Genomic DNA, 12,153 nt, shown 5'->3' with positions numbered 1-12,153 from the left:
CGCCGAGGCGGCAGGCGCGGACCAGAAAAGCTGGTGCAAATGTAAACTGATGGGAGTTTATAACCCAGACGTGAGGAGTGAGAAGTGAAATTCCGCAAATTTGGTGCCGCGTGCCTCGCATTGAGCGCGGCGGCCGCCCTGTCCGCCTGCTCTTCTGATGACGAGCAAGAAGACACCACCAAGAACAGCGAATCCAGCGAATCGGCGTCCGCTGACGGCGACTCCGCGGCCCCGGCGCTGCCATCCGCCGCGGATTTGAACGCCATCCTGGCAAAGGCCACGGATCCGGAGGCATCGCAGGAAGAAAAGACCGCCACCGTGGAAGGCGGCGAATCCGCCCCGGAGATCTTCGACACCATGGCGCGCTCTAAGGAGGAATCCGGCGCGGAGTTCGCGGTCGTGGATCCGGTTTTGCCCGGCTATGACCCGCAGTCCGTGCTGACCACGGTGAATTTCTCCACGGCCGATGGCCAAGAGCAGACCGCGGACCAGGTGGAATTTATTTATGAGGACGGCACCTGGAAGCTGTCGAAGACCTGGGCCTGCACGCTGATCCAAAACACAGTGCCGCCTGAGCAGGTGCCGGAGATGTGCGCCGATACCGGTGCGGGCGCGCTGCCAGCCGATGAGGGCGACGGCGCACCGGCCCAGGGCGATGCCCCCGCGGCCGGCGCAGAGCAGGCGCCTGCCGAGGCCCCCGTAGAGGCCCCCGCCGAGTAAGTCCTGTTACTCGGAAAACGCCAGCTCCGTCAGGCTTGATTGCACGACGCGCAGGTCTGAATCGGCGGTGCCGTAGGTTACCTTCGTATCAAAGGACACGTCACCGCCCACGGGGAGCGGTTTCGTTAGATCTACCGTGATGCTGCCCGAGGAGTTGGTGGAAGAATCCAGCACGTCGAGTTCCTTATCCTCTAACTCCGTGCCCTCGGCCTGGCCCTCGAAGGACAATGCGCCCAGGGTGGGGCGTTGTTCCACCTCGACGGATAGCGTGACGCGGTCGCCATCGATGGACTCGACCGTATAGCGGGTCGTCTGCAAGAGCGTGGATTCCCCCGTCACGCGCGAATCCACCGTCCACGTCGCGCCGGTGCCCACCTCTTCTTCCGGAAAGACGATGGGTAGCGCGGTCAGCTTCATGATCGCCTGCTCGACGGTGCCGCGCGCCTCATCACTCGCGTCCTGCGGGGCGGCCAAGCGTAGGGAATTCATCTGGCCGTTGTCTTGGCCGCGCCAGCCAAATTGGAACCCGGACGCAGAAGAGACATCGGTATCGCCGGAGTATTCCGGATCCCCCGCGGTGACAAACGCGTTGCGCGAGGCCGGGAGCTGATCTTCGACGTCCTCGGTGGCTTTATCCACGGAAGCTGAAAGCGGCAGGGTAGTGGTGGCCTTATCTACGTCCGCGGCCTGGAAGTCGGCGGCGGCGGATTTATTCAGCAGGTCCTGCGAAAATCCCTCCGTGGCGCGGTAGGTTACCTCCTGCGAGGAATCGATGTCGTGATATTCCAGCAATTTCTTCTCACCGGTTCCGGCCTCTTCGACGGTCAGGCGCGGGGCATCGATAGTCAGGCCGACGGGCTGTTCCACGGCGGGGCCGGGGGTCTCATAAGAACAGGCGCTTAGCGCTACGGCGACGGCGGAAAGGGCTGTAAAAACTTTGACTCGAAACACGCTTACCAAAATACCGGACGCTCCTGATTAGAATGGTGTGGGTGAGCCAAAAACGAAGGAGTCAGACAGGTCTTATCGCCGCGGTGGTTATCGCCGTGGCGGTTGTGGATCAAGCCGTAAAACAACTCATGCTGACCGTCCTGACGGAGGGTGTGCCGCACTATGTCATCGGGGACTGGTTCAGGTTTACCCTGCTCTTTAACCCGGGCGCGGCGTTTTCCATCGGCGGCGAGGGATCGACCTGGCTGTTTACCACCATTCAATTGGCGTTCGTCCTAGGCGTGGCCATCGCCGCCCCGCGCATCCACAATACGGGCCAGGCGCTGGGGCTGGCGCTCATTGCCGGCGGGGCATTGGGCAATTTTGCAGACCGTATCTTCCGCGACCCCGGCTTTTGGTTTGGTCACGTCGTGGACTATATCTCGGTCGGCTCGTTCGCGGTCTTTAATATCGCAGATGCGGCCATTACCTGCGGCGTCATCATCTTCATCGTCGCCATGCTGATTGCGGAACGGAGGGCGGAAAATGAATAGGCAATTGCGCAGTTTTCCCATTCCAGAAGGCTTGGAGGGCATGCGTGCCGATGCCGCGCTTGCCAAGCTCCTCGGCCTCTCCCGCTCGGCCACTGCCCAGCTGTGCGCCGAAGGCGGGGTCACCGTGGATTCGCAGGAGCTGGGTAAATCCGAGCGCCTGGCGTCCGGCCAGGTGGTCTCGGTGCTGCTCCCGGAGCCGGAAAAGCCCCTGCTGCCGCGCGAAGAGCTGGTAGAGGGCATGGACGTTTTATATAGCGACGCCGATATCATCTGCGTGCACAAACCCGTGGGCGTCGCCGCGCACCCGAGCGTGGGCTGGGATGGGCCGACGGTCATCGGCGGGCTGCGCGCGGCGGGGTATAACGTGGCCTCGCTTGGCCCCACCGAGCGCCAGGGCATCGTCCACCGCCTGGACGTGGGCACCTCCGGGGTCATGGTCGTGGCCTCCTCCGGGCGCGCCTATTCCGCACTCAAGCATGCGTTTAAGCACCGGACCGTGAAAAAGACCTATCACGCGGTGGTCCAGGGCCTGCCCGATCCGATTGAAGGCACCATCGATGCGCCCATCGGCAGGCACCCGAAGTCAGGCTGGAAATTCGCCGTGCTTGACGACGGCAAGGCCGCGGTCACCCACTACCGCCTCATCGAGGCCTTTCGCGAGGCCAGCCTCATCGAGGTGCACCTGGAAACCGGCCGCACCCACCAAATCCGCGTCCACATGTCCGCCACCGGGCATCCCTGCGTCGGCGATCCCATGTACGGCTCGAACCCGCAGCTTTCTGCCCGCCTAGGACTCGAGCGCCAGTGGCTGCATGCGGTGCAGCTGGGCTTTACCCACCCCGGCACCGGAAAGTGGTTCGAGGCCCGCGCGCCGTACCCGGATGACCTGCAACAGGCCCTGGAGCGCCTGCAGGGATGAAGAAGTTTTATCGGCGGCGCCGCCTGGCGGCCTTGGCGCTGGTGCTGGTGGCGATCGTGGTGGCCCTGGTGCTTTTTGGCACGCTGGGCACGCAGGCATCCACGCGCGTGCAAGGCGATCAGCTGGGCCCGGATGAGGAGTCCCGCGCGGAGTATATTGAGCGCGTTAATTCCATGGACATCGACCCGGATGCCGCCACGTATGCGCTGGTTACCTTCGATACCGAGCTGCCGCCTGTCGCCGTCGCCGCCGCGCTGACTGATATTCCGCGCATGGACGCCATCCTCATGGGCTCGACCGCGCCCATCGCGGTGCCGGAGCCTGTTGCCGGCGAGGATCGCGCCGCGGTAATTAACCGCACCTTCGACCGCATCGGTGCCTCCTACGGCCAGCGCCCCAGCGAGGTGAGCGCCGCCGTGGTGTGGGGGACGGGCGCCCAGCTTGCCGATGTCGCCTCCCTCCCCGCCGTCGCCGCCGTCGAGCCCGCGCCTGCCGATGCCGCCTGGGGCAGCTTCGCCGTGCGCCCACCCAGCTAAAATTGCCATCCTGAACGCTTCGCCGCGCGGGGTGTGGGGGTGGCGGCTTAGCATCGGGGACATGGAACACATTCGGGCATATATTGCGGCTTTAAACTCGGCGATGGATATCCTCGCCGAGGCCGCCGATATGCCCGCCTCCGAGCTGACGGCCGCCGGCATGCCGGATGCCGCCGCCGCGTCGATAGCCCACCTTGCCCAGATTTATTTCGGGCCGACCAGCTTTACGCGCCGCCAGCGCCGGGCGGTCGAGGGGGCGCGCCGCAATGGGCATTCGCTGCCGACGCTGGAGGTCATCGAAAAGCACGCCCGCCGCGCGCCCACCCAAGCCCGGGCCTGGGCCCTGCGCGCGGAGCTTGCCCAGGTATCAGCCGATACCCAGGCGATGGACAAGCTCGCCCGCAAGAAGGTGCGCGCGCTGCGCCCGCCGCGCGAGCCCAAACCCGGGGTGAGGCTGCGCCGCCGCGCCGCGGGCAAACCGTGGACGCTGACGATTACGGGTAGCTCCAGCCTCGTCGCGGAGCTGCATAACCAGGCAGGCACGCTTGCCGATGTCGCCGCCCTCTTCCACTCCGGCGCCTCCACCTCCACCGTGCGCACCAACGTGGTAATCCCGCTGGATAAGCTAAGCGCCGTTGTGCAGGGTGATAAAGATGTGACGGTCACCATGACCAACGGCGCGCAGATAAGCGGCGCTGAGCTGGCCCAGCGCGCGATGGCGGAGGAAGGCTTTATCACCCTTATCCACCCCGTGGAGGGGCCGGTGAACCTGTACCGCATGCGGCGCGGGGCAACGTGGAAGCAATTTATGATGGCCGCCGCCGAAAACCCCATCTGCCCGGCGCGCGGGTGCCACCGCCCAGCCGATGAGTGCCAGGTGCACCACATCTATAGCTGGGCCGGCGGCGGCTGGACCAATGCCAAGAACCTCACCGTAGCGTGCCCGCATCACAACGGCCGCAATGACGACGACCGCGCCGCCCGCCCCCGCAATGGCCGCTTCGAGCGCGTACACGGCGGCGTGCGGTGGATTAAACCCTGGCAGCCGCCACCGCCGGACCTCGTTGATACCGGGCCCAGATAGCCACAGCTTTGAGCCCAAGGCCCGCCCCCTCAGCGGCGACCATTACGGGCCGTTTTCCCGTGCCGCACACTCTCGCGAACCCCTTTTCACGCAGGACATTCCTGCGTACCGTTTTCCTGCGCACGCAACCATTTCGCATTCCCCCTCGCCGCGGACTCTTGCGTGCCGCTTACCCGCGCCGCGAACTTCTGGGCGCCGCTAACCTGCGCCGCGCATTCTTGCGTGCAGCGCTCTGGCACCCTTCTCCCGTGCCGCGCACTCCTGTGGGCCGCCTACCCGCGCCGCGCACTCTTGCGCGGCGCGCTTTGGCGAACGCGAATGAGATCCGCAATGTAGATGCTGACCGCCACGCCGATGATGGTGAAGCCAATCCACCGGTGCGCGGAAAAGTGCTCTTGGGTGACAAAGAGCGCCCATAGCATCTGCATGATGGGGGTGAGGTATTGGAGCATGCCGATCGTCGACAAGCGCAGCGTCCGCGCGCCTTGGGCGAAGCACAATAGTGGCAACGCGGTAATTAGGCCGGCGCTGATTAATAGCAGCATGTGTGGCGTGCCATCCGAACTGAACGTGCCGCGGCCGGCCTGCTCGATCCACACGATATAGGCAATGGCAATGGGGGAGACCACCAAAGACTCCGCCGCGACCGAGACCGCTGCCGATACCCGCACCTGCTTCTTGATGAGCCCGTAGATGCCAAACGATGCCGCCAACAGCAGCGAGATATACGGCGCTTGGCCGGTAAAGAAGGTCAGATACAGCACCGCGATCGCCGCCACGGCGACGGCGGTCGCCTGCCATGGGCGCAGCTGCTCCTTTAAGAAGATCATGCCGAGCGCCACCGATACCAGGGGATTGATGAAATAGCCTAAAGCGGCATCGGCCACGTGATCGGTATTAATCGCCAGCACATAGGTGCCCCAGTTGACCGTGATAAATACGCCCCCGGCGGCAAGCCAGCCCCACGTGCGCTTGTCCATGGGCACCAATTCGCGCCAGCCGCCGCTGAATATTAAAAACGCCGTGACGATAACCGCGGTCCACAACACGCGGTGGGCGAGGATTTCCAGCGGCGTGGCCGGCAGCAGGAGCGGGAAGAACGCGGGGAAGAACCCCCACATGATGTATGCGGCGAGCGTGTAGATCATCACCGCATAATATCGTCATCTTGACCGCCCCGCTAAGATGACCGCATGGCCAAAAACTCCTCCTTCGTCCACCTGCATAACCATACCGAGTTCTCCATGCTGGACGGCATGGCCAAGGTCGATATGTTGGCTGATGAGGTGGTCAAGCAAAACATGCCCGCCGTGGGCATGACAGACCACGGCAATATGTATGGATCCGACGCCTTTTACAAGCGCATGACCAGCGCCGGGGTCAAACCCATCATCGGCATCGAGGCCTACATGGCCCCGGAATCGCGCTTTAATAAAAAGCGCGTGCTGTGGGGCACCCCGGACCAAAAGCGCGACGATGTCTCCGCCTCGGGCGCGTACTTGCACCAGACGATGATCGCGGAAAACGCCACCGGGCTGCGCAACCTGTTCACCTTGTCCTCGCTCGCCTCCTACGAAGGCCAGCTGGGCAAGTGGCCGCGCATGGATGCAGAGCTCATCGCCGAGCATGCCGATGGCATCATCGCCACCACCGGCTGTCCATCTGGCGATGTGCAGACCCGCCTGCGCCTCGGCCAATTCAACGAAGCCCTCGAGGCTGCGGCGATGTGGCAAGACATCTATGGCAAGGACAACTTCTTCTTGGAGTTGATGGACCATGGGCTGGACATCGAAAAGCGCACGCGCGATGGGCTGCTCGAAATCGGCCGGAAGCTGGACCTGCCGCCGCTGGTGACCAATGACTGCCACTACGTGCTGGAATCCCAGGCGCCGGCGCACGAGGCCATGCTGTGCGTGCAGACCGGCAAGACGTTCATGGACCCGGACCGCTTCAAGTTCGGCGGTACCGGCTACTACATCAAGTCCGCCGCGCAGATGCGCGATACCTGGGATGACCTGATTCCGGATGGCTGCGATAATACCCTGTGGATTGCCGAGCGCGTGCAAGACTACAGCGAGGTGTGGGAGGAACACACCCACGACCGCATGCCCATTGCCGATGTCCCCGAGGGCCACACCCCCACCTCCTGGCTGACCCACGAGGTGATGGAGGGGCTGCAGCAGCGGTTCCCCGGGCGCGATGTGCCGGAGGAGTATATCGAGCGCGCCAAGTACGAGATTTCCGTGATTGAGATGAAGGGCTACCCGTCCTACTTCCTCATCGTGGCGGAGCTTATTAAGTATGCGCGTTCGGTGGGCATCCGCGTGGGGCCCGGCCGTGGTTCTGCGGCGGGTGCGCTCGTGGCCTACGCGCTGACCATTACCAATATTGATCCGCTGGAACACGACCTGCTCTTCGAGCGCTTTTTGAACCCCGAGCGCCCGTCCGCGCCCGATATCGATATCGACTTCGACGATCGCCGCCGCGGCGAGATGATTACCTACGCCGCCGAGCGCTGGGGCGAGGATAAGGTAGCCCAGGTCATTACCTTCGGCACGGTGAAAACCAAGCAGGCCATCAAGGACTCCGCCAAGGTGCACTTTGGTCAGCCCGGCTTCCAGATGGCGGACCGCATCAATGGCGCGCTGCCCCCGGCGATTATGGCGAAGGACATTCCGCTGCGGGGCATTACTGACCCCGACCACGAGCGCTATTCCGAGGCCGCCGAGGTCCGCCAGATGGTGGAAACCGACCCGGATGTGAAAAAGATTTATGACACCGCGCGCGGCTTGGAGGGGGTTGTTCGCCAGGCTGGCGTGCACGCCTGCGCGGTGATTATGGCCTCCGTGCGGTTGATGGACCACATCCCGATGTGGAAGCGGCCTGCCGATGGCGCCTATATCACCGGCTGGGATTACCCCGCCTGCGAGGCCATTGGCCTGTTGAAGATGGACTTTCTGGGCCTGCGCAACCTCACCGTTATTGGCGATGCCATCGAAAACATCAAGCGCAACCGCGGCGAAGAAGTACAGCTCGAGCAGCTGCATGCCGATGACCCCAAGGTCTCCAAGGTCTATGACCTGCTCTCGCGCGGGGATACCTTGGGCGTGTTCCAGCTGGACTCCGGCGGAATGCAGGAGCTGCTCAAGCGCATGAAGCCTACCGGATTCAAAGACATCGTGGCCTCCTTGGCCCTGTACCGCCCTGGCCCGATGGGTGTCAACGCCCACTGGGATTATGCCGACCGCAAGAACGGGCGCAAGGAAATTACCCCGATCCACCCTGAGCTCGAGGAGCCGCTGAAGGAAATCCTGGATGAGACGTACGGTCTTATCGTCTACCAGGAGCAGATCATGCGTATCTCGCAGAAGGTAGCGAATTACACCGCCGGTGAGGCGGACGGCTTCCGTAAGGCGATGGGTAAGAAAAAGCCCGAGGTCCTGGCCCAGCAATACGATAAATTCTGGGGCGGCATGCAAGAAAATGGCTACTCAAAATCCGCCATGGATGCCCTGTGGGGGACCATCGAGCCCTTCGCGTCGTACGCGTTTAACAAGTCCCACGCCGCGGGCTACGGGTTGGTCTCGTTCTGGACTGCCTACCTCAAGGCCTACTACGCGCCGGAATACATGGCAGCGCTGTTGACCTCTGTGGGCGATAAGAAGGATAAGTCCGCCATCTACTTGTCGGACTGCCGCCACTTGGGCATTAACGTCTTGCCGCCTTCGGTCAATGAGTCCGAGGAGGACTTCCAAGCTGTGGGCGAGGATATTCGCTTCGGCATGGGCGCTATCCGCAACGTGGGCTCTGAAGTGGTCGAATCCATCATTGCCTCGCGCAAGGCAAAGGGGGCGTTTAACTCCTTTAGCGATTACCTCGACAAGATCGACCTTGCGGCGTGTTCCAAGCGCGTGACCGAGGCGCTGATTAAGGCCGGCGCCTTTGATGATTTCCAGCAGCCGCGCAAGGGGCTGATGCTTATTCACGAGGACGCCGTGGATGCCGTGCAAACCACCAAGAAAGCGGCGGATAAGGGGCAATTCGACCTCTTTGCCGGCTTCGGCGGTGGCGACGACGCCTCCTCGGAGGGCGCCTTTGCCATTGATGTGCCGGACGACTCGTGGGATCGCAAGCACGAGTTGGCACTCGAGCGAGAGATGCTGGGCCTCTACGTTTCTGGCCACCCACTCGATGGTTTCGAAGAGGCCCTAGCTGCGCAGACCAATACTCCGCTGACCAAGATCCTCAACGATGAGGTACACAATGGCCAAGAACTCATCATCGGCGGCATCATTTCCGGCGTGGACCGGCGCTTTTCTAAGCGCGATGGTTCCCCGTGGGCGATTGTCACGGTAGAAGACCACAACGGCGCGCAGGTAGAGATCTTGGTATTCAATAAGGTCTATTCGCTGGCAGCGCCGCATATTGTGGAGGACAACATTATCTTGGCGCGCGTCAACGTCAAGGTGCGCGATGAGCGCCGGTCGCTGTTTTGTTCCGATATTCGCGTCCCCGAGCTGGGCCCCGGCGGGGGTGCGAGCCTGCCGCTTCGCCTGACCATGCGCACGGACCAGTGCACGATGGAAAATATCGCCCGGCTCAAGCAAGTTTTGGTCAAAAACCACGGTGATTCCGATGTTTACCTCGAGCTTGTCGAAGGCGATCAAACCACCACGATGGTCCTAGGCGAGCACCTCCGCGTGCAACGATCCGGCAACCTCATGGGGGATCTGAAGGCCACCATGGGCGCTGGCATTTTGGGCTAGTAGAATTTGCCTGCCTCGTCCCTGCGCTCCCTCTTTCTGAGGCGAACAGGGATTGAGGTGGCGACGGGCCTCGGGCGAAGCCGCTAGGACACCTCCGCGAAAGGCTGGGCATAAAGAAATGGCCGCCGTGCACATGCAACGGCGGCCATTTTTTAAGAAATCGGGGATTAGTACTTAATTCCCAAGCGGTCAAGCGCAGCCTTCAGCGGTTCGAGGACTGCCGGGTTGAACTTGGCGATGGCGGCGTAGGTCTGCAGAATCGCAGCGACGGCGCCGGCGATGACGGCGGTCCACTGCGAGACCTTCAGGAACTTTTCTGCAGTTTCCTCGGAGGAGCCAAGCTTGGTCAAGCTATCGAGCTGCTGTTGCTGTGCCTCTTTAGTCACGCAATCTGGCTGCTTCGGCATGCCGGCGGTGCCGTAGCCATTGACCAAGCCCTCGAGGAACTTATTTGGGTTGGACAGGTTGACTCCGCCCTTGCCCTCTTCGATGTTCTTGAGGTGCTCTTGCTTGGCAGCTTCTACTTGGGCCTTGCATTCAGCGCTGAGCCCCTTGCCGGTCTCATCTGCGGAAGCAACAGCCGGGGTGACAAGGCCCGCCGCCACAGCGGTGGCAGCGACGAGAGAGGTGCTGAGTCGTTTACGCATAGGGAAAGGCTCCTTAAAGTTCAGATTTTAGCTTGTTAAAACGTAGCAGCTTTAAGGCTAAAAATCTATGGAAGTAATTGCCGGATGGGTTCAGGAAGCATCTTATAAAATTGATCCGCCACCTGCGGCATGAAGTGCAACACCCCGCTCAACATGGCGCCGAGGGCAATGACACCGGCGATAATCCCGATACCTTTCCCGATGAAGCTGCTGCCGGAACCGTCATCAGGTAGCGACGTCCCGGGAGTATCGTCGTCATTTTCATCGGAGTCGGCGTCGTCGCTTTCATCCTGGGAGCCGCCCACGAGATCGGCGACGGAGAAGACCGTGGTAGTGCCGGATACCTCGTTGCCGGCGATAAGGAGGGCATCGGCAGTAGGCGAGTCTTCCTTGCTAATGAACGCCAATCCCTCTGGGCCCAAGTCGCCGGCCAAGCTGGTGGCGGCGACATTGTCTTCGTCGTAGTCCACGGTGAAATCGCGGTTATTGGTGTAGGTGACGAACTCGGCTTGAGCGGGGTCGGTGACGTCATAGACAAAGATGCCGCCCACGCGCTCCATGCCGATGAAGGCATAGGTGCGATCGCCAACTGATCCAATCGTCAGGGCCTCCGGTTCGGGGCCTTTATTATTGGAGCGATCGTCGAAGTCGGGGTCTTCGTTATCGGCATTGAAGCTAAGTCCCTCGATGTCCTTGGTGATTTCCTCGAAGTCGGAACCGGAATCGAAGACGACGTTGCCCTCGGCATCGTAAATGCTAAAGGAGCGGGACCCGAAGGAATACAGGCCATCGAAGCAGCCCTTTTCCTCATTCCACCCAGAGGCATTGCTTAACTTGAGGTTACCGGCGTATTTCTTGTCCTCGATGCCTTCTGGAAGGTCGACGGAATCACAAACCTGGCCCTCTTCAACGAGCTCTTTCAGTTTGACCTCATCGGTGTAGCCGCCCCAGTCGCGGGCATCGCCCTCATTGGCGGTTGCGAAGTAGGTCTGGCCGTTGGTCTGGAAGGCGCCGATCGAATCCGGCATGGACAGGCCATGCACAGGGATCGTGCGCAGTTTTGCCTCGCCGTCCTTATTGGAGGGATCGAGGGGGATAACCGAGTGATCCGCGATGTGGGCGGGCAGCACCTTTTCTACGGTGGCGGAGGCGATATCGACCACGGCGATGGCGTTGTTTTCTTGCAAGGTGACATACGCCTTGCCATCAGCGGAGGAAATATACTCCGGCTCGAAGCCGAGCGAAGGCTTATTGTGGTGGTTTTCTGGGCCGAAGACGCGAATGGACGGGTCAAGTTCTGCAGCCGGGTCATCGAAGGCGCGGAAATCGGCGGTGCGAACATCCGCAGCGGAGGGGGCCTGGACGCCGTCTGGCAGGGAAATGACAGACACGGTGCCTTCTGGATCTTTTGCGTATTCGGTGCCGTCGGCGGTGAGCTCATCGGAGGGTTCTCCCTCATTCGCGGCCAAGGCGTAGGCACCGTCTTTTGTGATGTGCACGTTATCCGGCAGCGCGCCGAGCGGGACGCGGCCGAGCTCGTCGCCGGAGGCGGCATTGAAAATCAGGGCCTCGCCGTTTTCGGTTTTGTCTGCCTGCTGCACGGCGGCGATGGCGAGGCCATCGGGGCGCACGGCCACGGAGTTGATTTCCTTATCGCCGCCGGCGGAGACCTCGGCAACCTTGGTGGGGTTGGCGGGATCGGAAGCATCCAGGATATCCACCTTGCCCGATTGCGCGTTCACCGTGAGAATGCGCTGGGAGGCGGCGTGGTAGGCCACGATTTCCGCTGCTGATTTGCCCATGACCCCAGCTTCATAGGAGCCAATGGGGCTGAGCTTTACCGCAGCATCGTCGGCGGAGCGTTCCAAAACATTATCGACGATATGCGCGTTTGCGGCCGGGGCGCAGCTGAGCGCAAGGCAGGCAGCCACGCCGATGGAGGTGCGCTTAAACATAGAGAGAGTCCTTTCTTGTTGAGCACTCCATTGTCTCGGGCC

General features: G+C 62.0%; 10 protein-coding genes. 6 read left to right on the top strand and 4 right to left on the bottom strand.

Annotation, left to right across the window (positions count from 1 at the left end; genetic code table 11):
• The first annotated feature begins 84 nt into the window (after positions 1–84).
• Positions 85–720: a hypothetical protein gene (locus EL217_RS07660; protein ID WP_126319385.1), complete on the top strand. Its 636-nt coding sequence runs from the start codon at positions 85–87 to the stop codon at positions 718–720.
• A gap of 6 nt (positions 721–726) precedes the next feature.
• On the opposite strand, the gene EL217_RS07655 is transcribed toward EL217_RS07660, so the two are convergent.
• Positions 727–1,671, bottom strand: coding sequence for a hypothetical protein (locus tag EL217_RS07655; RefSeq protein WP_126319383.1), 945 nt, complete (start codon positions 1,669–1,671; stop codon positions 727–729).
• A gap of 32 nt (positions 1,672–1,703) precedes the next feature.
• Here EL217_RS07655 and lspA point away from each other — a divergent pair, with 32 nt between their 5' ends.
• From lspA to EL217_RS07635, 4 genes are all read left to right on the top strand, one after another.
• Entirely contained in the window at positions 1,704–2,204 is a 501-nt protein-coding gene (gene lspA / locus EL217_RS07650) for a signal peptidase II (protein ID WP_126319381.1), read from the top strand.
• On the top strand, positions 2,197–3,123 hold the full coding sequence (locus tag EL217_RS07645) for an RluA family pseudouridine synthase (RefSeq protein ID WP_005278479.1): 927 nt from the start codon (positions 2,197–2,199) through the stop codon (positions 3,121–3,123). The genes lspA and EL217_RS07645 overlap by 8 nt, the downstream gene beginning before the upstream one ends.
• Entirely contained in the window at positions 3,120–3,659 is a 540-nt protein-coding gene (locus EL217_RS07640; protein ID WP_126319379.1) for a hypothetical protein, read from the top strand. Before EL217_RS07645 ends, EL217_RS07640 begins: the two co-directional genes overlap by 4 nt.
• A 61-nt stretch (positions 3,660–3,720) precedes the next feature.
• On the top strand, positions 3,721–4,743 hold the full coding sequence (locus EL217_RS07635) for an HNH endonuclease signature motif containing protein (protein WP_126319377.1): 1,023 nt from the start codon (positions 3,721–3,723) through the stop codon (positions 4,741–4,743).
• A gap of 272 nt (positions 4,744–5,015) precedes the next feature.
• Here EL217_RS07635 and rarD read toward each other — a convergent pair whose 3' ends face one another.
• Complete coding sequence (gene rarD / locus EL217_RS07630) at positions 5,016–5,891, bottom strand: EamA family transporter RarD (protein WP_126319375.1); 876 nt, start codon at positions 5,889–5,891, stop codon at positions 5,016–5,018.
• Positions 5,892–5,936: 45 nt separating this feature from the next.
• Here rarD and dnaE point away from each other — a divergent pair, with 45 nt between their 5' ends.
• Positions 5,937–9,509, top strand: a complete 3,573-nt coding sequence (dnaE, locus tag EL217_RS07625) for a DNA polymerase III subunit alpha (RefSeq protein WP_126319373.1) — start codon at positions 5,937–5,939, stop codon at positions 9,507–9,509.
• A gap of 167 nt (positions 9,510–9,676) precedes the next feature.
• On the opposite strand, the gene EL217_RS07620 is transcribed toward dnaE, so the two are convergent.
• Together EL217_RS07620 and EL217_RS07615 are read right to left on the bottom strand one after the other, a co-directional pair.
• Positions 9,677–10,156 (bottom strand): hypothetical protein, encoded by a 480-nt coding sequence (locus EL217_RS07620; RefSeq protein WP_126319371.1) that lies wholly within the window; start codon positions 10,154–10,156, stop codon positions 9,677–9,679.
• A 65-nt stretch (positions 10,157–10,221) separates the two neighbouring features.
• On the bottom strand, positions 10,222–12,111 hold the full coding sequence (locus EL217_RS07615; RefSeq protein ID WP_126319369.1) for a choice-of-anchor I family protein: 1,890 nt from the start codon (positions 12,109–12,111) through the stop codon (positions 10,222–10,224).
• Between the last annotated feature and the right edge of the window lie 42 nt (positions 12,112–12,153).

The sequence above is a fragment of the Corynebacterium segmentosum genome, from assembly GCF_900637825.1.
GTDB classification, from domain to species: Bacteria; Actinomycetota; Actinomycetes; order Mycobacteriales; family Mycobacteriaceae; genus Corynebacterium; species Corynebacterium accolens.
This window is presented reverse-complemented; position numbering and strand designations above follow the sequence as displayed.